The 21,443-nt window shown below is 45.1% G+C and carries 22 protein-coding genes; 7 read left to right on the top strand and 15 right to left on the bottom strand.

The genetic code is table 11. The features are described from left to right. The first annotated feature begins 220 nt into the window (after positions 1-220). Together AB9P05_RS03415 and AB9P05_RS03410 are read left to right on the top strand one after the other, a co-directional pair. Positions 221-2,089, top strand: a complete 1,869-nt coding sequence (locus tag AB9P05_RS03415; RefSeq protein WP_371907413.1) for an alkaline phosphatase PhoX — start codon at positions 221-223, stop codon at positions 2,087-2,089. A gap of 70 nt (positions 2,090-2,159) precedes the next feature. Beyond that, positions 2,160-4,121 (top strand): cytochrome-c peroxidase, encoded by a 1,962-nt coding sequence (locus AB9P05_RS03410; RefSeq protein ID WP_371907412.1) that lies wholly within the window; start codon positions 2,160-2,162, stop codon positions 4,119-4,121. A gap of 84 nt (positions 4,122-4,205) precedes the next feature. On the opposite strand, the gene AB9P05_RS03405 is transcribed toward AB9P05_RS03410, so the two are convergent. The 3 genes from AB9P05_RS03405 to AB9P05_RS03395 all read right to left on the bottom strand — a co-directional run bounded on the left by AB9P05_RS03405 (position 4,206) and on the right by AB9P05_RS03395 (position 7,603). Further along, positions 4,206-4,736, bottom strand: a complete 531-nt coding sequence (locus AB9P05_RS03405) for a hypothetical protein (protein WP_371907411.1) — start codon at positions 4,734-4,736, stop codon at positions 4,206-4,208. A gap of 156 nt (positions 4,737-4,892) precedes the next feature. Beyond that, the gene (locus tag AB9P05_RS03400; protein WP_371907410.1) at positions 4,893-5,909 is read right to left on the bottom strand and encodes a glycosyltransferase family 9 protein; all 1,017 of its coding nucleotides are present in this window, start codon (positions 5,907-5,909) and stop codon (positions 4,893-4,895) included. After that, on the bottom strand, positions 5,909-7,603 hold the full coding sequence (locus tag AB9P05_RS03395; protein ID WP_371907409.1) for a helix-hairpin-helix domain-containing protein: 1,695 nt from the start codon (positions 7,601-7,603) through the stop codon (positions 5,909-5,911). The genes AB9P05_RS03400 and AB9P05_RS03395 overlap by 1 nt, the downstream gene beginning before the upstream one ends. Before the next feature lie 119 nt (positions 7,604-7,722). Here AB9P05_RS03395 and AB9P05_RS03390 point away from each other — a divergent pair, with 119 nt between their 5' ends. Beyond that, the gene (locus AB9P05_RS03390; RefSeq protein WP_371907408.1) at positions 7,723-8,145 is read left to right on the top strand and encodes a hypothetical protein; all 423 of its coding nucleotides are present in this window, start codon (positions 7,723-7,725) and stop codon (positions 8,143-8,145) included. Here the strand turns inward: AB9P05_RS03390 and AB9P05_RS03385 are convergent, their stop codons facing one another. Then, positions 8,146-9,813, bottom strand: coding sequence for a VRR-NUC domain-containing protein (locus AB9P05_RS03385; protein WP_371907407.1), 1,668 nt, complete (start codon positions 9,811-9,813; stop codon positions 8,146-8,148). Between the two features lie 439 nt (positions 9,814-10,252). Between AB9P05_RS03385 and AB9P05_RS03380 the strand changes: the two genes are divergently transcribed. Continuing rightward, the gene (locus AB9P05_RS03380) at positions 10,253-11,122 is read left to right on the top strand and encodes a hypothetical protein (RefSeq protein ID WP_371907406.1); all 870 of its coding nucleotides are present in this window, start codon (positions 10,253-10,255) and stop codon (positions 11,120-11,122) included. An 11-nt stretch (positions 11,123-11,133) separates the two neighbouring features. On the opposite strand, the gene AB9P05_RS03375 is transcribed toward AB9P05_RS03380, so the two are convergent. From AB9P05_RS03375 to AB9P05_RS03330, 10 genes are all read right to left on the bottom strand, one after another. Further along, positions 11,134-11,508: a diacylglycerol kinase family protein gene (locus AB9P05_RS03375; protein WP_371907405.1), complete on the bottom strand. Its 375-nt coding sequence runs from the start codon at positions 11,506-11,508 to the stop codon at positions 11,134-11,136. Beyond that, entirely contained in the window at positions 11,489-12,139 is a 651-nt protein-coding gene (locus tag AB9P05_RS03370; RefSeq protein WP_371907404.1) for a DUF1361 domain-containing protein, read from the bottom strand. Before AB9P05_RS03370 ends, AB9P05_RS03375 begins: the two co-directional genes overlap by 20 nt. A gap of 5 nt (positions 12,140-12,144) precedes the next feature. Beyond that, complete coding sequence (locus AB9P05_RS03365; protein ID WP_371907403.1) at positions 12,145-13,554, bottom strand: DUF4173 domain-containing protein; 1,410 nt, start codon at positions 13,552-13,554, stop codon at positions 12,145-12,147. A gap of 41 nt (positions 13,555-13,595) precedes the next feature. Then, entirely contained in the window at positions 13,596-13,895 is a 300-nt protein-coding gene (locus AB9P05_RS03360; protein ID WP_371907402.1) for a winged helix-turn-helix domain-containing protein, read from the bottom strand. After that, positions 13,892-14,515: a hypothetical protein gene (locus tag AB9P05_RS03355; protein WP_371907401.1), complete on the bottom strand. Its 624-nt coding sequence runs from the start codon at positions 14,513-14,515 to the stop codon at positions 13,892-13,894. The genes AB9P05_RS03360 and AB9P05_RS03355 overlap by 4 nt, the downstream gene beginning before the upstream one ends. Positions 14,516-14,582: 67 nt before the next feature. After that, the gene (locus tag AB9P05_RS03350; RefSeq protein WP_371907400.1) at positions 14,583-15,296 is read right to left on the bottom strand and encodes a 2-phosphosulfolactate phosphatase; all 714 of its coding nucleotides are present in this window, start codon (positions 15,294-15,296) and stop codon (positions 14,583-14,585) included. Then, positions 15,235-15,723 carry a type II toxin-antitoxin system VapC family toxin gene (locus AB9P05_RS03345; RefSeq protein WP_371907399.1) on the bottom strand — a complete coding sequence of 163 codons (489 nt, stop codon included), beginning with the start codon at positions 15,721-15,723 and terminating at the stop codon, positions 15,235-15,237. Before AB9P05_RS03345 ends, AB9P05_RS03350 begins: the two co-directional genes overlap by 62 nt. Next, positions 15,716-15,934 carry a hypothetical protein gene (locus tag AB9P05_RS03340; RefSeq protein WP_371907398.1) on the bottom strand — a complete coding sequence of 73 codons (219 nt, stop codon included), beginning with the start codon at positions 15,932-15,934 and terminating at the stop codon, positions 15,716-15,718. Before AB9P05_RS03340 ends, AB9P05_RS03345 begins: the two co-directional genes overlap by 8 nt. Next, on the bottom strand, positions 15,931-17,025 hold the full coding sequence (gene gcvT / locus AB9P05_RS03335) for a glycine cleavage system aminomethyltransferase GcvT (protein WP_371907397.1): 1,095 nt from the start codon (positions 17,023-17,025) through the stop codon (positions 15,931-15,933). Before gcvT ends, AB9P05_RS03340 begins: the two co-directional genes overlap by 4 nt. A gap of 20 nt (positions 17,026-17,045) precedes the next feature. Further along, the gene (locus tag AB9P05_RS03330) at positions 17,046-17,642 is read right to left on the bottom strand and encodes a ribonuclease HII (RefSeq protein WP_371907396.1); all 597 of its coding nucleotides are present in this window, start codon (positions 17,640-17,642) and stop codon (positions 17,046-17,048) included. 124 nt (positions 17,643-17,766) lie between these two features. Here AB9P05_RS03330 and tnpA point away from each other — a divergent pair, with 124 nt between their 5' ends. The 3 genes from tnpA (at position 17,767) to AB9P05_RS03315 (ending at position 20,287) form a co-directional block, all read left to right on the top strand. Continuing rightward, positions 17,767-18,243 carry an IS200/IS605 family transposase gene (gene tnpA, locus AB9P05_RS03325; RefSeq protein ID WP_371907395.1) on the top strand — a complete coding sequence of 159 codons (477 nt, stop codon included), beginning with the start codon at positions 17,767-17,769 and terminating at the stop codon, positions 18,241-18,243. 110 nt (positions 18,244-18,353) lie between these two features. Then, positions 18,354-18,905, top strand: a complete 552-nt coding sequence (locus AB9P05_RS03320) for an NUDIX domain-containing protein (protein ID WP_371907394.1) — start codon at positions 18,354-18,356, stop codon at positions 18,903-18,905. A 14-nt stretch (positions 18,906-18,919) separates the two neighbouring features. Further along, entirely contained in the window at positions 18,920-20,287 is a 1,368-nt protein-coding gene (locus tag AB9P05_RS03315) for an MATE family efflux transporter (RefSeq protein WP_371907393.1), read from the top strand. On the opposite strand, the gene prfB is transcribed toward AB9P05_RS03315, so the two are convergent. Continuing rightward, positions 20,284-21,379 (bottom strand): peptide chain release factor 2 gene (gene prfB / locus AB9P05_RS03310; protein ID WP_371907392.1). Its coding sequence is split into 2 segments (ribosomal slippage): positions 20,284-21,318 and positions 21,320-21,379, totalling 1,095 coding nucleotides; the frame shifts between segments, so codons are not numbered across the junction. The genes AB9P05_RS03315 and prfB overlap by 4 nt on opposite strands. Positions 21,380-21,443: the final 64 nt, after the last annotated feature.

Here is a 21,443-nt window from a genome sequence, read left to right as displayed (position 1 = left end):
TTGGGTGTATCTATTTCAATAAAAATTATAGATAAAAGCCCTTTAAGCTATTTTATAAAGGCTTTTTTTCGTGGTTATAGAACGGTTAACAAATTAACTTTAGCGCAAAATTTTAGAAATAATATGATAGTAAATACATAAACGCAGCCATACGGATAGGTAAGAATCAGTAGGTAGTTTTATGGTGTTATCCGCATTTAACTATAAAAACTATCATCTGATGAAAAAATTTTACCTACTGCTCTGCATGCTTTGTTGCACAGCAGCCCCGGTGTTTGCCCAGTTCTACTTTCCTGTAGAAGTGGAGATGCCTGCAGACTTCGTACCCGAAACGGTGGTAATGCCTCCCAATCCTCTTAAATACCAGATTCTCTTCATTGGTGAAGTGGATAAAGTACAAACCACGGCCACTTATGGCAATGCTCCAGGTGAAGCGCTGGCTAAACAATGGCATGACTTTATCGGGTTTACCCCTGATAACGATTCGGAAGACCTCGGCTGGATTTCCGTAAACCACGAAATGGTCGTAAGAAACGACTCCATCGGTGACGGTGGTGGTATGACCGTTTTCAAAGTTCGCCGTGACCCTGCTACCGATACCCTTGTCATCGTTGAGCAGACTCTTTCAGACGGCCGTAACGGCAAGTATTTTAACGTAGATTTTGTCAATACGGTAGGTGAGACTGGTATGAACTGTGGCGGTATCACCTCCTCTTACGATGGGCGTATATGGACAGCAGAAGAGTGGTTCCGTACCAGTAATGATGACATTTCTCCTCTTCGTGACACCAGCGACTGGGTTATTTCCACTGATATCCCCGGTAACTTTGCAGGCAAAAAGATCGAGCGCTACGAGAACTTTAACTACATGGTTGAAATCGACCCCCGTGAAGCTAAGGCCATCCGCAAGCAATATAACTGGGGTCGTCAGCCTTTCGAAGGTGGAACCGTTATGCCTGACAATCAGACGGTGTACCTGGGCGCTGATGCAACCCCCGGCTTGTTTACCAAATTTGTGGCAGACGTACCAGGTGATTTTCGTAAAGGAAAACTCTATGTATATAAACACGACGCTGAAGGCGAACCTTGGATAGAAATGAAGAGCGACAACCTTCAGGAAACCCTGAAGTTTGCTGAAAGAGCCCTGCAGGCAGGTGCTACTATGTTCAACCGCCTTGAGTGGGTAACTAACTACAATGGAAAAGTTTACATGACCGAAACTGGCCGTGACGGTATCGGAACCCGCTTCTCTCGCTGGGCACAGGGTGGTGGTGAAGGCACACGCGGTGTACTCGACTACCACTGGGTAGAGCCTGTAGTCGCACGGCACCCCTGGCTGGCGGACAAAACTCCTGATCAGGTACTGGACTATGTGATGGCCGGAAATTTCAATGATTACTACGGACGTGTGCTTGAGTTTGATCCTGCTACGGGTGTGGTGCGTACCTACCTCGAAGGTGGTCCTTTCCTGGAAGAAAGCCCCGAAATAGGAAACTACCCCTCCAAGCACATGTCTAACCCTGACGGTCTGAATGTGATGGTGGTAAACGGACAGCCTTATATGGTAGTTTGCGAAGACCTTAACGGCACGTCTAACGGACGTACGCCTGCCGGAGTAAGTAACCGTACCTGTGAAATGTGGCTTCTGGATATGAAAATCGAGAATCCTACTTATGAGGACCTCGTTCGTATTTCAGTAGTACCCAGAGGGGCCGAAGTAACTGGTGCCTGCCCTACCACTGATGGCAAAACGCTGCTTGTAAACTCACAGCACCCCAGCACCAGCAACCCATTCCCTTATAATAACTCCCTGACTTATGCCATCACTGGCTGGGACGATGCCGTAACGGCTATTGAAGAACTGGAAGAGCTGGATCTTAACGCTGAACTGTTCAAGGCATACCCTAACCCTGTAAGCCGCGAAATCCGCTTCAATGTTACTACGGATGTAGCGCTGTATGACATGAACGGCATGCGTGTACGCGTAGTAAGAAACACCAGCGTAATGGATGTATCCGACCTCCAGGAGGGTATTTACATGCTTATGACCAAAGAAGGTGAAAAAGCCCGTCTTGTAATCCAAAAGTAACCGACACCCGGTTATTACTAGCCCCGCAGGACCCGGCGGGGCTTACTTTCTTTAAAAACCTCTGCTGATCATGAAGAAAATCTACCTGCTGGCCCTCTCAGTCTGTGTTTTTTTATCATCATTTTATTTAAGCGCTTATAACATACCGGAAGGCGCCTCTTATCCTTTTGAAAAAGCCCGTGAAACCTATCGGGCAGGGCTGAAGGATTTTACTATAAAAACGTCTCGCCTTTACCATTTGGCAAGTGTCTGCCGGCCCGATCAGGCCTCAATGGACGACCTCAGAAAGGCCCATTCACAGGCTCGCATTAGCTATAAAAAAATTGAATACCTGGCAGCCTATGTAGATGAAGAGTTTGTAAACGACTATATAAACGGTGCCCCCCTTCATAAGCTTGAAAGAAACAGTCCGCAATTAAGTGTACTCGAACCTAAGGGATTGCAGACCCTGGAAGAGATGCTTTACGACGAGGAATTTCCTGATAAAGAATTGCTGATCAAACTTACCAAAGGGCTAAATGATAGTGCAGAACGTCTTAGGATTTACAGCCCAACTAATGTAATATCTGACCGGATCCTGCTGGAAGCTATTAGAATAAACCTTATCCGCCTGTTTTCATTGGGGCTGACCGGTTTCGATACCCCCGGTGTGAGTGAAAAACACGCACTGCCCGAAGCGAAAGTTTCTCTTAATGCCTCTTACCTGGCGTTCAAGTCTTTTTTACCTATAATTTCTCAAAAGGATGAAGAACTTGCTGGAAGGCTGGAACAAAACTTTCAGGAAGCCATAGCAATACTGGATGAAGCTGAGGATTTTAACTCGTTTGACAGGCTGGACTTTCTAAGAAATTATGTTGAGCCGATTTTCAGGGACATCAAAAAAGCTCATTATGCCCTGGGAATCGAGACATGGAAAGAAACAGACCGCCGGTTTGTCAAGCGCTCTCTTAACTACGAGGCCGATCACATCTTTTCTGAAAAACTGCTAAACCCCTACCATTTCATGCAACTGGAGGAAGAAAAGTATACGGATGAAACGGTAGCACTCGGACGGTATCTTTTCTTTGACCCCATACTTTCCGGTAACAACCAGAGCTCCTGCGCTTCATGTCATAAGCCGGAAATGGCCTTTACGGATGGCCGGGCTAAAAGCCTGGCTATGAATGGAGACGGCAACCTGGACCGAAATGCGCCTACACTGTTGAATTCAGTATTTGCGGACAGGTACTTTTATGACCTGCGTACAGATGTGCTCGAAAACCAGATAGCCCATGTGGTGACGGATAGCCGTGAATTTCATACATCCTATCTCGAAATATTCGAAAAGCTAAGTTCAAGCCGCGAGTATACAGTCCTTTTCCACGAGGCCTTTCCCGAGGTAAAAAATAACCCTATTCAAAAATACACCGTGGCTGCTGCTATAGCCGCCTATATCCGCAGCCTTACCCGGTTCGACTCTCCATTTGACAGATACGCCCGCGGTGAAAGTGAGCTCCTTGATGCATCCGCTAAGCGGGGCTTCAACCTGTTTATGGGAAAAGCTGCCTGCGGTACCTGTCATTTCGCGCCGGTATTCAACGGGTCCGTACCTCCCCTTTTCCAAGAAAGCGAATCGGAAGTGCTGGGTGTTCCTGCTAACTCTGATCTGGATAACCCCATTGCTGATAAGGATCCGGGAAGGGCTGAAGGAGTGATGAAAGAACGCACATCCATTTACAATAATAGCTTTAAAACCACAACTGTACGGAATATAGCCTTGACTGGTCCCTACATGCATAACGGCGTCTTTTCCACACTGGAAGAAGTACTCGATTTTTATGACAGGGGAGGAGGTGCCGGTATAGGACTGGAGGTGCCTAATCAGACCCTCAGCCCAGACCCGTTAGAGCTTACTGACAGGGAGAAGCAGGATATTATCAGCTTTATGAAAGCCCTCACAGATACTACGGGTCTTACGTCTAAACCAAATAGATTGCCTGAAGTGGAAGGTGTTCTCACGGCAAAAGAGAGAAAAGTAGGAGGGGAGTACTGATCAGGATGAGGCAGTAACACTGGTGTAAAAGAGTAAAGGCCCCGGATACCAGGGCCTTTACACATTCAAACCAAAACCAAACCACTAACAAAAATATTCTTTAAACTCATCTGACCGGAGCCTTCTTATCAGGAGGATCATCAGTGCGATCAGGGCCATCGCCAGAGTTAAGGTCAATGTCAAACTTTTATTACTGGTAAAACCAAAATCATGCCAAAAACTATTTATGGGTCCTGTGGCTGAAAGTGACACTGAGACCACAGTCATGAAGCATAGCAGGATGGTAACAGCAGAGCCGGCGATCATGGCAAGCCTGGCCCATGTAAAATGAAGTAATACACCACTGGAAGTGACCAGGACAGCAATTCCGGAAGCTAAAAGACCGGCAGGGCATAGAAGAAATTGAAGGATATTTCTGGAGTAGGCTATAAGGCCCTGCTGCGAACCTTGCCATACCAGGCTGGTCCTAAACCCTTGTTCCATTAATTGCATTAATGAATAGTATATGGTGCCAAGAGCGGCTGCTGCAGTAAGAATTGAAAAGCCCATTATCAGGTGAGAACTTTTAAATCTGGAGCCCGGTAAAGTGGTAGAAATCTTCTCAAATGTTTCCATAGTTCTGGTCGTATTTTAGCTAGGACAAATAATGGCCAATTATAAAAATATGACTTTATCTATAAAAATTAAAACTATGGATGAATTCCTCGTGCGATACTTGGGGCATGGCACGATAAAATATTGATATTCAGTGAGAATTATTTGACACTAATTTTACGGAAGATAGAAGTCAAAGACGATATTTTTCATGCACTTAAAGTGGCCTTTTGGACATTGGCTATGTCCTATCTTGCTACATGGGCGGCATTTTAACCCTTGTACTTCAAACACTGTAAACTTGGTTCGGTAAGGATACATGCCAAACATAGGGATGGTATTGCCCCAAATACTAAATATCTGTTTTTTGAAGGCTGCCGCAATATGCATCAGCCCGGTGTCGTGAGTGAATACATGGCTGGCCTGCCTCACCAGGCTGGCTGATTGGTTAAGGTTAAACTTGCCGCAGGCATTAAAAATCTCTGCTTTTTTGTTCAGTTCCAGCAACTTCTCTTCATAGGGAGCAGATATATCTGTGCGCTGAAAGAAATCAACAATTTTTTCCCCTGTATCAGCGTCCTCGGGACCGCCCAGTAAAACGATAGGCTTATTAATCTTATCACATAGTTCAATCATACGGTCCAGGGGAAGCTTTTTGGTATTATGCTGTGCCCCTATCGCATAGGCCACATATCCCTTCCGGTGACTCTCAGGCAGCCAATCCATTTCCACTTCGTCTTTATCAGGGATAAAATAGTCCAGTCCGAGCGCATCCGTTTTTACTCCCAGTGGCTTAACAGTATTCATATAACGATCCACTATATGGCGATTAGGCAGGCGATCGATCTGGAAGTTTACCATCAGCCATTTTTCCCGATTAAGCTTATCAAAGCTGGTAGATTTTATCCCCAGGCGCAATTTGATAAGCCTCGTGCGCAGGTTACGGTGCAGGTCTATGATGTGGTCAAAATTCTCCTCTTTAAGCTGGCTTACGAGGTCGTTGAGGTTTTTATCCAGTAAGTGTACTTTATGGATGTAAGGGTTATGCTCAACCAGCGAAGCATATTGCTTTTTTGTACAGTAATGTACCTCCGTGTTCTCCAATTGGGTTGCGAGTGCACGAACTACAGGAGTGGTAAGAACAATATCCCCTATAGAAGAGAATCGTATGACAAGTATCTTCTGCTTCCTCATCAAGCCTTCTTTCTACTGTCGAAGTGAGCCGCCACGTCATCCGCACTCAGGGCATTAAATGTTTTTTCCGCCGTAAGACCACCTTTCCGTCCGGTGCATATTCCCCAGTACATATCTTCATAGCCATCCTTCTCGTGGGCGTCAGGGTTTATACTCAGAGCCACCCCTTTTTCGATAGCATAATGCACCCAGCGCCAATCAATATCCAGCCTCCAGGGGTTGCTGTTAATTTCTATGATGACCCCGTGTTCCGCACAGGCATCAATGACTGCCCGGTGGTCTATCGGATAGCCCTCACGTCTTAGCAATAACCTGCCTGTAGGGTGCCCAAGCATGGTAGTATAAGGGTTTTTTATAGCGCCTATCAGTCGTTGCGTGGCCTTATCAATATCCATACTAAGGTTGCCGTGAATAGAAGCCACGATAAAATCAAAACTAGCGAGTACCTCATCCTCATAGTCCAGGGACCCATCCGATAAAATATCAGACTCTATCCCTTTAAATATCCTGAAAGGGGCCATTTCCGTATTGAGTGCATCGATTTCCTCATGCTGTTCCTTGATACGTTCCACATCCAGTCCATTTGCATAAAAGGCTGAACGGCTGTGGTCTGTTATGCCAAGGTATTCGTATCCAAGTTCTCTGCAGTACTCAGCCATTTCCCTGAGAGAATGCCGGCCGTCGCTATAAGTAGAGTGCACATGCAAAATGCCTTTAAGGTCCTTTTCGGTAATCAGTTTTGGGAGCTTGCCTTCCTTGGCTAAAGGAATCTCAAACAGCCCCTCCCGCATTTCAGGCTCTACATACTTAAGACCGGCAATTTCATAAGCCTCTTGCTCTGAGCCTATCATTTTACCATCCACCAGTTCCGCCAGAGATCTGCCATCAGATATCACCGAGGCAAGATGCAGAGTAGATCCCGTAGTGAGCCACAGTTGACGGCTAAATTTTTCCGGTGGACAGACAACTACCTCCAGGGGCAACCCATCTTCAAATTTACCCCGCCAGCTAAAGGGGCCTGAGCGAAATTCGTCTTTAATAACAAGCTCGCTTTCATCCAGGGCCTGCATTAACTCGCTGGTTTGCTCGGCGCCCACCAGTATATCTACCTTTTCAATAATGTCGAGCTTACGTCGCAGCTCACCGGTAAAACTTACTACTGCTTTTGGGGCAGAATCTTCCAGTAGTTTTATTATTTCTGTTGCCAGCGGAAGGGCTACGGCATAATGGCGCTTATTAGCATTAGCCATTTTAAAAAGCAAGTTTTGCTTCAGAGACTCCTCCGTCTTCTTCCCGAAGCCTTTTAATGCAGCTACTTTATGATCTTCGCATGCCTGCAGAAGGGCCGGGATGGTTTCCACATCCAGTTCTTTCCACAGCGTACGAATTTTCTTAGGGCCTATACCCTTTAGCTCAAGCATTTCAGCCACCCCCACAGGTGTCTGAGCCAGTAAATCCTTGTAATAAGCCAGCGTACATGTATCCGCAATTTCTCTGATATTAGCCGCAAGACTTTTCCCTATTCCCTCTATAGATTCCAGTTGATCCCGGCTCAGGTCTTCCAGCCTATCGCTTAGCTTTTCCAGCTTAAACGAAGCATTTGCCATGGTGCGGGTTTTGAAAGGGTTTTCATTATGCAGCTCCATCAGTGCTGCTGTTTTTTTGAAAATCCGGATAATGTCTCTGTTGTCCAAAAGGAAGGTATTTGATAGGTAATTATTGGCTGTAAATATACAAAAAGGTGCGTGTGATTAAAGATATCTGAGTACCTCACAGTTCCAACCATTTGGGTTGACATCAGTTTAGCCTCAAGATGAAAAGATTTTTGACTCCCGTATTGATTGCTATTGTAGCCATGTGTGCGACTACTGCCTGCACCAGCCGTAATACTACCACCGTGGCAGACCAGGAATTACCAGAGCAGGTACTAAACCGTGACTGGGTACATGCTTACTGGCTCGCTCCCGAGCCTCAGCGGGTTTATATTCCCATTTCGGAAGATGAGTTTGATTCGCGCCTTACAGATGGTCTCAGATTTAATGATGATAGCGTTTACCTTCAGTATCGGTTCCAGAGAGATGGCAGCCGTTCTACCGAAGTAGGTAACTGGATATGGCTGGCGGATAAGAGTATGCTACAGGTTACTTTCGAAAATGACAAAGAGGCTGTTAACTTTAAGATAAACTCCGTAACAGACGACAGGCTTGAGGTAGAAGTGGTTCCGGACGATTACTGATCAGGCAAAGGCTACCCTCAGTACCCTTGCGTTGATGCCTGCCTGTGCAAAGAACTCCAGCCAGTATAGCTGCTGGGCGGAGAGTTGGTCCGTCGGGCTTTTGACCTCTATGAATTCATAGGAATTATCCCTGAAAACGAACAGGTCAGGGAAGCCTCTGCCATTTTCTTTGACATTCCGGCACATTTCTAGCAGCACCTTTGATAAAGGGCCTGCGCCTACCAGCTTGTAGCAAGCCATTAGAGAAGGAAAGCAGTGCTCGTGCCATCCTATGAATGGGTTAGTAATGCCTTCTTTCTCACTAAAGAAACGCGTAGTATAATTTTCGAAGCTGTCAAGGTAATCCATAACACGGAGGCGCTCTCTGAGTCTTTCTTCCCTTTCTCTGAAAAAACCACCATGGTATAAGTCAGAGGGTGTCCGTTGTAAAGGATGATGAAGTGCCTGTGAGCCCCCGTCGAATAACTCTTCCCAGAATACAAGGCCAAATAAGCTGCGCCACAGGTAGTTTTCACAATGGTATCCCGTATACCCCTGCTCTAAAAAGTAATTTAGTGTACCACCCTCTACATAAGGTTTATGAGTGGCCTCTATATGTATCTCATCTGAATCCTTCAGTAAGGCTGTCATACTGCGTTTGATCCGGCTTCTCGTAGAGCCCGTTTGCAGGTAGTCCCTGGCAAAGTAATACTCTTCAGCGTTGCATGGGTGGTCAAGTATCTGTTGTGCCAGATCAGTGGCAAGGCCTTCATCCCCTTCAGAACGGTATAGGCGTACAAGTCTTTCACGGGCAGGAGGAGCCACGGTGTATCCATAGACGACCTTGGCAAGGTCCGGTTCCTGAAGCCGCTCTAGCAGCCTTCCCATCTTTACTGCAAGTTTGTCCAGTACGGGCCTCGCAGGAGCTGTCCAGTCAGTTACACTATTGGCTACTTCCTCAAACCACGCCACCAGCTCATCAGGTGGGAGCCCATCCCTTAATAATCTGTAGGTGGCGTAGGCACGGCATAAGAAAAGCTTCTGCTCAGCTTCCATGCGAGTGGTAAACTGAGCTGTAAGGTGCTCTGCCTTTATCTCCTCTAATTTAACATACCCTATATCTCTGACTACGAATTCACTCAGTGTATGGTCCAAGTTGCCGAAAAAAAGGAAAAAGATCATCTCTGTCTCCTCTGTTTTACCGCACTTGATCATAGGCACCAGCTCACTAAGGTGGCTGAGTATTTCCTCGAATGCATAAGAAGTGACACTGTCCGCTAACCTGGATTTTGACCAGCTTTTTCTGACTGTATCATCTCCCATTGTCTTTAGTAAAGAGAATATTTCATCTTTAGTAAGCTTGTAAAGAATCTCTTTAAGACATGCAGGGTCCTCATCCTCTATTGTAGAGGCAAAGCCGGCTGATACCAGTTCATCCACCGTCCGGTTTAGGTCTTTTATCTCCTCATAGATTAACCTGTGAAGTGGAAAGTATCTGCCACGACGTATCACCAGCCTGACAAATAAGCACTGTGCCTCTTGGCTCATGCTTGCAAAGTCATCAAGGAAACCGGTTTCCTGTACCTGAAGGATATGAGCATATTTTTCCCGGACAAAACCTGTCAGATACCTGAAATAAGTGAGGTAGTAGAGCGGGGGGAGAATTATAGGAGGTGCTTTAGCAGCCATGAGGCAAAACTAAAAATTCAATCACCAAAAAGCTAAAATATTTAGTGATTTGATTCTGCTTTTATCCTGCCCCGCTTTTTACATTTGTACCATTTGCGCATAGAGCCGGCTGCATTAATTGCTCAGATTTTAGCTTAATCAGCGGAATTATTGGAAATAAGTCCATGAAATTTCTTTGAAGCGAGACAGGACACGCATTAACGCTTACTTTTGCATACGGTTTTTATTTATAAACACTATAAATAGGCTGCCTTGTAAGCAATTAAGGCATTGTGGGCATGGGTTTGTAAATAATTATTGCCTGGATGTAACCGTTTTTTACAGTAACTTTTTTATATTCGTTAGAATATTTTGTCTTTTGTTCCTTTACTTTCTATTCAGAAAAAGGCACAGTTACTCGAAATATGCCACCGACCGGCTATTAATACAGTACAATTCTATGGCATTTAGTGAAATTGATATTCTTTATATCTCCGTTTTGTCCGTAATAGGATTGAGTACGCTTTTTCTTGCCCTCTTTGTAAATAAATTACACCGTAGTGGTAAAATGATGGCTTATTCCGGCGAGTTATTTCAGGACAGAATGAATGACCTCAAAGAGGAAATAAAAGACAGGGAGAATCTGGATAAAAAAACTGACCTGCGGTATGAGTTTTCATTGAAAGGAATAGAAGGATTCGTACGAAACGAGCTTACTGTTGGGTTTCAGCTTCTCGCCGAGAACCTGGAAAATATAAATGATACACTCGTACTTGAGGACGGTACCCAGCCTGCTTATCTGCTAAACGATATGGCAGATCTGATACTCAAGCAAACCAAGTTTGTAAACTGCCTGCAAAATCACCTTTCTCCCCAGTACCTGATGAAGGAGGGATTAGTAGAGTCTTTACGTAGAGTGTTCATGAAGGATAATGACTATGACGGGGTTACCCTTGATATAGTCGCAAACGATACCCTCCGCCGCTATCCTTTCAATCTTGAGATCATGATGTACCGTATGTGCTCAGCACTATTGATTAACGGTATATATCATCGGGATGGTAGTGATATCCTGCTGGAAATCAAGACAGACCCTGATAAGGTTACTCTCGTTTATCAGGACCACAACTCTGAGATGACTGCTCTGGATAATATTCAGAAGCCCAAAATGGTTAAGGACAGTGTCATTCAGCATGCAGAGACTCAACTGGAGTTAGTCAGTAGTAAAGTTGATTACGATATTGAGTTCACCGATGGCCTCAGAATCAGTCTGGTATTTTACTTACATGATACTGGCAAAGCCGTCCCCGAAGAAACCGTTGCTTCCTGATCAATTCCAGCCTAATAATTGATCAGCGCAGGTATAAAAACCAGCAGACCAACCACCAAAGCCATTAGGCTTATTATAAGCACCCCCGCTGCTGCTATGTCCTTTATTACTCCTATAGCCGGGTGATGCTCCGGGCATACATGGTCAGCAAGTTTTTCAATTGATGTATTAATAGCCTCTGTGCCTAATACCAGACCACACATGGTAATTATAAGTGCCCAATCTGTTTTGGGTAAGTCCAAAAAGAGGCCGGCAATAACGGTTCCCCCCATGGCAAATAAGTGAAAGCGGAAGTTGTGCTCCCGCCTTGTCAAAAACCTAAGCCCCTTAATGGCAAATCTGAAACTTAAAAAGGTTTTTCGTAAACTAGCTAGTGCGCTTTTCATATCCTACCAGACTAATTAACATAAAGTAACAGATAATAATAAGTAGCCCAAACCCTATTGTCATTTCGATAGCTATCGTTTCCTGGGCTCCATGATAAGCCCCCTTCAGCAGGGCGAGCGGTCTTGTGATGATATCCCAGGTATTCCATCGTTGTATGCGGCCTAGGTAGATTCCAAACCCACTAAGGAAGGCACAGCCGCCCATTATTAACCACGACAGAATAAGCCCGGTCAATTTTTGCAGACTCCTGTGAATGATATACATTGAATACATTCCTGTGAACATGCCGGTAGTAGCCAGAGCAAATAGGACAGTTGCCTCTAGCCAGTATGCCGGATCATGCTCACCCTCCAGGTGGATGAGGTCAGTAACGATGTATGGTGCATTAGGAAAGAAAAAGAGCCAGGCAAGAAAAAAGACTGAGGCCATCATTATCCTTTCCTTTGATGTAATAGCAAGCGTACTGGCGAACCCTCTGGCTAATGGTAAAGGCAGCCAGGCAAGAAATAGATTCCATAAAAGGAACAGGCCGGTTATATCCCCTTGAGTTGCTACACGCATAAGAATAGGAAGAGCCGAAAAGACAGCGAGTGTTCTTAAGGCATTGACAGGGTTTAATAGATTATTCATGTTTATTACTTATTAATGTTCAGTTCGCGCAAAATTTGGTAGTCAGCCCAAGTCATCCCGCGCCAATCCTTTCCTCTTCTTTTCCTTAGTGCGCCCTCAATGTTATGTGCCAGCTTTTCTTTTTGTAGTTCTGACCACCATGACTTATCCGCAAAATTCTGCATTACCGGCAGCGAGTTATCAGATAAGGAAAAGAGGTAGTTAAAGTCTGTACGACGTGCCTCATAGAGGTTATGCCGTGCAATTGCTGCATCCCAGTTCACGAATGAAAGGCTCAGTAATACCAGCATTGCAATCGAAAAATTTATTTTAACCAGTCGCCACAGGCTGTGCCTTTCACGTACTTTCATATAGGTAGTTATCAATCCCGCAATCACAAGGACGATGTAGACCCATACCCCGATTCTTTTATGGGTGAGGCCATATTCCTGTACATAAAGCAGATTTTTGTAGGCTGCCATAAGAGCTAAAAGTATGTTCTGACAGATCCAGAGATATGATAATGAGCGTACAATGCCGGCTTCATTAAAAAAATTGAGTCCTCCTCTGAAGTGATACAATATGAGACTGATGGCCAGTACCAGGCTTAAGATTAGTGTGTTTATACCCTGATGGACATATTCGCTGTAACTAATCCCGCCTGGTAATTCGTCCATTGCCGCAAAGTAAAGGTCTGTCAGATTTACCATCAGGATCAGAATATTGAGAATCCATAAAGTAATCAGGGCATGATCTTTTTCTTTTCTAATTCCTGTGGATAGTCCCGATATCTTGCCGGGTTTATGTGTTTCCCGGGTCAGGCTGTTTTTTTGTTTATGCTCCCATAGCATGCCTGGCCAAAACTCATTAATGAAGAAAGTACCAAACAGGATAAACCCCCACCATACGCAACCCCAGAAAAACTTATTCCGACCTTCGTCCGGAAAGATATTATCAATCAGGAGAGCAAAAGCAGGGCTTCCGGCGTAGTAGAGTAAGAAAAATACCCCTGCGATAATGGCAGGAAATACACTTACTTTAAGCACCCTGGATGCTTTGCTATCAGATATCCATCTTCTCCTATCTGAAATTATTGCTAAGTGGCCTGATATTATAGTCCAAATGCCCTGCCCTATTGCCATCGGAATCGAAGAGGAAGAAAAACATAGCGTTCCTGCCATGGCGATAACACAGATAATGTAGGCAGCGTGCGCATAATAAGTAAAGCCTAAGGCTACCCCTGCTGAGGCAGATAAGCTTGCGAGTGCTATAAGCCTTGCATTTAATGCAGATAGCCAAGTGGGCCTGTTAACATACCATAGCAGGATAAGCCCTGCAGTAAATAGTAGCATGTTGATCCCCCAACTCTGTTCGAATAATAAGCCCGCCGCCATCATAGTACCGATGAGCCAAAGTATAAATGGTGGTATTTTCATTTGAAAGTACTTTGAGAATCAAAGTGAATGTATAAAATTTTTTATTCTCCCTTAATAAGGGCCTCTAATGCATTGATGTGTTCTTGGAATGCAGAAACCCCTTCCCTGGTGGCAGAGTAGGATGTATTAGGTTTTCTGCCGACAAACTTTTTGTGAACCTGAATATAATTTGCTTTTTCAAGTGCCTTAAGGTGGCTTGCCAGGTTGCCGTCAGTTACCTGAAGAAGCTCCTTAATTTCGGTATATTCCACCTTATCGTTTGCCAATAATGCCGACATCACGCCTAATCGAATCCGGTTCTCAAACGCCTTGTTGAGCTTATGGATGATGTGGTCTTTCACCGCTCGTATTTATAATACATTAGCGTACCGTAAATAATGTGTAGCACGCCAAAACCAATAGCCCAAAATATCAGGCCATAACCTATGAAGAAGGTTGCAATAATACCTAAAATGATCTCACAAACTCCCAGAAATTTAATATCTCTGAGGGTATAAGCACTACAGCTTACCAGAGCAATTCCGTAAAATACCAGGGAAAGAGGTGCAACCAGCCCCACCAGGCCTTTCTCCAGTAGTATAAGGCAAATCAGTCCGCCTGCTATTAAAGGGTATGATAGATTTTCAAGGAGCAGCCTTGAGGCCGGACTCCACATTTTAATGCCATCTTTTTTTGCCTTTCTTTTTGTGAAAAAGAACCCTGTAATGAGCGTGAGAGTCAATATTCCCAGTCCATCAAGTAAGAGATAAACAGTGTCTGCAGAGCTCCTTTCAAATAGCCTGTCATAAAAGGTCAGGTCAAAATTCCGGTACCCGATTTTGTATGCTATAAACGCACCTGCAAGAGCATAAATGCCTGCAAAAATACCTGATAACCCGCTTAGAGATATGAACCGTGAGGACTTGGCCATCATTCGGCGTATATCAGATAGCTCTCTTTTGTAGTCTGTTTTTACCTCCATGTGAAAGCACTTTGAACTACAAAGTAATGCGAATAGTTTTTTGATTCAAATGATATGAAGGAAAAAATTATTTTAGTAGGACAAGCTTACCATCTTTCAAAACCGGAATGGCCTGATACTCATCCCTCGTGAGGCAAAAGGCGATATCCTTATCTATATTCAGTCGCTTTAGTCTTTGCACATGGCTCGAGTCTTTCAATGCATTTTGCAGATCATCTTTAACCTGATCATATAGCATGCCCGAAGCCAGTACGGCATCGCATTCAGCTTCATGACTATCCGACAGCATATTTGCCAGAGCACCTGCAAATAGAGTATCCTCAAGGTTAAACTTCCCTTTCCACCCCGCGCAGAAAATAAGCAGGTCTGAATCCACAGTTTTTAGATAATCAGCCAGTGCAGAAATATTAAGAAAGGAGCCTGCCAATACCTGTAATGCATCCGCTGATTTAGTAATAGCCATTGTGCCATTAGTCGTCGTCACGCCTATGTCCTGCCCTCGAAGGTCAGGATTCATGTAGCTGTATGGTGAGTTGTCCAGCTCAAATCCTTCTACCTTTTCACCGCCACGTTCAGCAGCGCATATCATGCCACTGTTTTGAAGTTCAATGCATTCCTCTACTGTGGCTACTGGCGTGATGCTATTTACGCCATATGCCATAGCTGTAGTCATACAGCTGGTAGCACGGAGTATATCAGTAACTATTACTACCCTGTCCTTATGATCGTACAGATGAAATAGTTCTGGACTCAGGCAAACGTCGAGTTTTCTGTTGTGCATTCCGGGGTATATTCCAGATGGTGTTAACGAATTTGCTGGCTTTGATTTTGGGGTCATTAGTAAGCAGTGGAGCGTTTAGCTCTGCGGCAGTTGCCGCAATCAGGCGGTCATGCAGCTCAGGAATATCATTTATTATGAAGGCCTTTTGCGTAACTGATCCGCTTACCGGGGCTACTCTTACAGTTTTTATCTTATCCGCCCACAGAGACACATCAGCGAGTGAAAGCCCTATTCGTTTTTTTTCAGAAAGATAACCTACTTCGGCTAGCACCATGGCTGGTATTACCAACTTAGCCCTTCCGTGTATAACTTCCGAAAAGATGTAAAGAATAGAGTTTGGAAGTTTGCGTTCTTCGAGCCATAACACAAGTGCCATGGTGTCACATACATAAACTTCCCTTTGTGGTTCGCCTGGTTGATCATTCACGCGGATACTGCTTTTTGTAGTTCAGAAACTCGTCCCGAAGGTGCTTTCCTTCTTTAGACTTTGGCTCATCCAAAAATTGGCTGTAATCTTTAAGCCCCTTTTCATTCCCGAAGGTCATAGCACAAATTACAGTAAAAAGCTCATCGAGGTCACTGTCAGATACCTCGCTGAGCTTCTTAATTATAATTGCTTCTTTTTCTGCTCTGCTCAATTTGCCTTGTAAAATGGTAATTTAACTACTTCAGCTTTAAGCTTCCGGTTTCTTACGGCAATAAAAACTTCCGTACCGGGTTTGGCATACTCCTTCAATAAATACCCAAGTCCAATACCACAATTTAGGCTAGGGCTCTGAGATCCGGAAGTAACTTTGCCAATTTTTTTCTCATCTTCACTATAGATTTCGTACCCTTGTCTTGGTATTCCTCTGTCTATCAAGCGAAAAGCACTCAATTTTTTTTCTACCCCTTCCTCTTTTTGTTTGGCAAGATTATTAGAATTGGTAAAATCCTTAGTGAACTTAGTAATCCAGCCCAGCCCGGCCTCCAGGGGAGAGGTAGTGTCATCGAGATCATTTCCGTACAGGCAAAAGCCCATTTCCAGTCGAAGCGTATCCCTTGCGCCAAGCCCGATAGGCTTTATGTCGAAATCAGCTCCTGCTTCCATGATGCTATTCCATACAGATTCAGCATCTTTATTACTCACATAGATTTCAAACCCTCCGGAACCAGTATAGCCCGTGGCTGAAACAATCACGTCACTTACCCCTGCAAAGGTGCCTTTCTCAAACGTATAAAATTTCATCTCTGGCAGGTTGATATCCGTAAGGCTTTGAAGAGCTTCGGTAGCTTTAGGTCCCTGCACAGCAAAGAGGCTCATTTCATCAGAGATGTTCTCCATCTCCACCCCTTCAGTATTATATTGCGTAATCCAGTTCCAGTCCTTTTCTATATTACTCGCATTCACTACCAACAGGTATTCTTCTTCAGATAGCCGGTACACTAATAAGTCGTCAACAATCCCGCCGTTTGTATTGGTAATGCAGCTATACTGCGCTTTACCATCAAAAAGTTTGCTGGCATCGTTAGAGGTGATGCGCTGTATCAGATCCAGGGCTTTAGGGCCTCTGACCATAAACTCACCCATATGAGATACATCAAAGATGCCTACGCCTTCACGTACAGTGTTGTGTTCCTCTATGTCAGAAGTGTAACGTACAGGCATTTCATACCCGGCAAAAGGTACCATTTTAGCACCTAATTTGTGGTGGACCTCGTTAAGGGCAGTTTTCTTCAGATTTTCCATGCCCCAAAAATGCTATATCCTTAAAATATCTCCAACTGTTCAGGCAAAAGTCTGAAAGAACGACGATGGTAAGGAGTAGGACCAATGGCCGCAATAGCCCGGCGGTGAAGAGTAGTCGGGTAGCCCGCATTAGATTCCCAACCATAATCCGGGTACAATCTGGCCATTGAGCACATAAGCTCATCACGGTAGGTTTTAGCTAATATCGAGGCAGCAGCTATAGATAAGTATTTGCCATCACCTTTAATAATGCAATGGTGAGGAATGTCCGGGTAGGGCGTAAATCGGTTACCATCAATCAGCAGGCACTGCGGGCGTAGAGTAAGCCCCTCTATCGCACGATGCATGGCTAGAAATGAAGCGTTAAGTATGTTTATACGATCGATCTCCAGATGGTCCACCTCAGCCACAGCCCAGGCCAGGGCATCCTGTTCTATGTCTTTCCGAAGCAGGTCGCGGTCAGCCTTTTTAAGCTTTTTGCTATCATTCAGTAGCGAATGGCGATAATTTGATGGCAAAATGACTGCAGCGGCCACCACCGGGCCTGCCAGGCAACCTCTGCCCGCCTCATCGCATCCCGCCTCTGTGATTCCTTTCGTATGAAACGATGCCAGCATCCCGAAATTTACTTTCCATATTCTGCTCCATCAAGTGGAAGCCATAATTTATTAATCGAATTAAAACCACCGTCTTAGACGGTGGTCATGTTTGAGGGCTATGCCAGTAGGGGTATATTGTGGAATGAGCAAGTATCGTAAGCTATCGCATAGCTTTTACTATTGTGTCTATCATGTAGTATGGACCCCGAAGTACCGCCACCGTATACTTCGTGATATTGTTGCAGATACGTTGGAGAATAAGATAAAGACGATATGTGAATGGAAGGAGGTCAAGGTAGAAGAGTTGAACATTCAGCCAGATCACGTTCATTTGGTATGTAGTATACCTCCGAAACTTAGTGTATCAGACTTCATGGGTATTCTCAAGGGTAAGACAGCGATCATGATGTTTAAGAACTTCAAGAGTCTTCGCAGAAAACCCTATTGGGGCAATCATTTTTGGTCACGAGGCTATTTTGTAAGTACGGTAGGCATAGATGAAGAAAAGATAAAGCGGTATGTTAAGTATCAGGAGAAGGAAGATAAGAAAGAGGATGGGGATATAGATATCCCGCTATTCGATAACTGCCTATCCCCCTTTGGGGGTAATAACCATTGAAAACCCCCTCCTTTGGTGGGGGTAATTTATTCAGATCCGTCATTTTTTCATTTACAAAAGTCTTTCTTCATGCAGACAGAATAGCCCGGGCCTTTTGCTATTTTTGCCGCATGAAAGATCTGGATAAGAACCCCTGGCAAACCCTGAGTGGTGTGGAGAAGTACGATAACCCTTGGGTAAATGTAACCGAGTATCAGGTGATCAATCCCAAAGGAGGTGAAGGTATTTATGGTAAGGTTCATTTTAAGAATAAAGCCCTGGGTATTATTCCTGTTGATGAAAACGGGAATACATGGCTGGTAGGCCAGTACAGATACACACTTGAAGAATACACCTGGGAGATACCCATGGGAGGAGGTCCGGTGGGCGAAGATATTCTTGAATCAGCCAGGCGTGAACTGAAAGAGGAGACGGGACTTTCCGCAGCACGGTGGGAAAATATCATGAGGCTTCATACTTCCACTTCAGTAACCGATGAGGAAGGCTTCGTATTTCTGGCATTAGATCTTACCCAGGGTGAAACTGAATTCGAAGAAACAGAAGATTTGCTCATCCGTAATCTTCCCCTGGCTGAAGCCATACATATGGTCATGAATCAGGAAATAACGGATGCAATCAGCGTAGCTGGCCTCCTTAAAGTGGCCCGTATGCTCGATATTTAATAAGCAGATAAGTAATGACCACAAACGAACACATCAGGAAGACGCTTACCCTTGCGGGTCCTGTGATGCTAGGTCAGCTAGGCCATGTTATGGTAGGAGTTGCAGACAGCATCATGGTCGGTCAGCTTGGTACTATTCCTTTGGCTGCAGCATCCCTGGCCAATGGTGTGTTCATCATTATCCTTACCATAGGATTAGGGTTTTCCTTCGCCCTTACCCCGCTTGCTGCCGCTGCAGACGGTAAAAAAAACGTAATGAGAAAGGCGGCTATTCTTAAGAACGGCCTCCTCCTCAATGGCCTCGCGGCTATCTTTCTTGCCCTTTTGCTTGGAGCGGGTGTTTTATTGCTTGATAACCTCCGGCAACCCCCACTTGTGGTAGAGGCATGCCGTCCATACCTCTTACTCATTGGCGCCTCCATCTTGCCCCTCATGGTATACCAGGTGTATAAGCAGTTTGTAGAAGGACTGAGCCATACCCGTCAGGCGATGTATATTTCCATATCAGCAAACCTTCTTAATGTAGTCCTCAACTACCTGCTCATATTTGGAAAGCTTGGGTTTCCGCCGCTTGGCCTGGTAGGAGCGGGGGTGGCCACCGTAATATCGCGCCTACTTATGGGGGGAGGGATGGCTATGTACTATTACTTGTCGTCACGCTACAGGCATATCCGGTCTTATAATGAAGTAGTCCGTATTAAAAAAGCCCACCTTTCGGCTATTTGGAGGCAGGGCTGGCCCACTGCATTACAGTTCCTTTTTGAGGTAGGCGCTTTTTCCATGGCTACAATTATGATGGGATGGATAAGTGCCAAGGCACAGGCTGCTCACCAGATAGCTATTAGCCTCGCCAGTATTACCTACATGGCTGCTTCTGGTATTTCCGCATCTGCCACTATCCGTGTGGGAAACCAGCTAGGTGCCTCCGATTTCAGTTCATTGCGTAAGGCAGGGTTCATTGCCATTTTGATAGGGGGCTTATTCATGGCCCTGTTTTGCACCTTCTTTATCGTGTTCAATGACTTCCTGCCCACCCTTTACATCGATGAAATAGGCGTGATAGAAATTGCCGCCTCCCTGCTGGTGGTTGCTGGTTTTTTTCAGATATCAGACGGTGTTCAAGTGGTGACTCTGGGAGCCCTCAGAGGGATGGGAGATGTCAAAGTGCCAACCATCATCACCTTTGTGGCATACTGGCTCATTGCCCTGCCGGTCGGATATCTTATGGGTTTTCACACAACTCTCGGGTCCAGTGGGGTATGGTTCGGCCTTCTTACAGGGCTTAGCGTTGCCGCGGTTTTATTGCTTCTCCGTTTTCATCTTGAGAGCAGGAGGCAAAAGCGCAAAATAAAAGCGGCCAGGCAGCCGCTTTTATTTGATTAATTTTCCTCAGGCTCCGCCTGACTCATCAGGAAAGCCTTAATGTAATCGTCCAGATCTCCGTCCAGTACATTTTGCACATCTGAGCGCTCATGTCCGGTGCGTACATCTTTTATCAATTTATACGGATGCAACACGTAACTACGTATCTGAGAGCCAAAGTCGATCTTCTTTTTGGTGCTTTCCACCTCAGCCCGGGCTTCATTCCGTTTTTGGATCTCCAGTTGATAAAGCCTTGACTTCAACATATTGAGAGCTTTCTCCTTATTCTGAAGCTGACTGCGTTCCTGCTGGCATTCCACTATCAGCCCGCTGGGTTCGTGCCGGAGGCGAACAGCCGTCTCAACCTTATTCACGTTCTGTCCGCCGGCTCCACCCGAACGAAAGGTTTCCCAGGTAATATCAGCAGGGTTCACTTCGATATTGATACTATCATCTACCACAGGGTATACAAATACAGAAGCAAATGATGTATGGCGTCGGCCACCGCTATCAAAAGGAGAAATACGCACAAGGCGATGAACCCCGCTCTCGGCCTTTAGGTACCCATAAGCAAAATCACCTTCAAACTCCAGGGTTACAGCTTTCACACCAGCCGTTTCACCTGCCTGGTAATTAACCTCACGGACCTTATACTTATTCTTTTCCCCCCACATGATATACATGCGCATGAGAATGCTGGCCCAATCGTTACTCTCAGTACCACCGGCCCCCGGATTGATCTCCATCATGGCACTGAGTTGGTCCTCTTCGGCAGAGAGCATTTTCTTGAACTCAAGATCTTCCAAAGATTTAATTACCTTCGATTTCTCTTGATTGATCTCATCCTCTTCTACATCGCCTGCTTCATAGAACTCGTAAAGCGCTTCCAGATCACCGAATTTCGCTTCAACATCCTCATAAGAGTCAGTCCATGATTTTTTAGCACGGATCTCCTTCATCACTGCTTCGGCAGCCTTCGGGTCGTTCCAGAAATCTGGTTGGGCGGTGATAAGCTCCTGCTCTTCTACTTCTTTCTTTTTGGTATCATAGTCAAAGATACCCCCTCAAGGCATTAACACGAGCCTTTATATCTTTAAGTTGGTCTGTAGTCATTATGATGAAAATATTTCTAATGCAATCGCAAAATTCACCATTTCCATGCGATATCGCAAACCCC

It is taken from the genome of Roseivirga sp. BDSF3-8 (assembly GCF_041449215.1).
Taxonomy (GTDB): Bacteria; Bacteroidota; Bacteroidia; order Cytophagales; family Cyclobacteriaceae; genus JBGNFV01.
The sequence above is the reverse complement of the archived record's forward strand: the minus strand, read 5'-3'. Positions and strand labels throughout refer to the sequence as shown.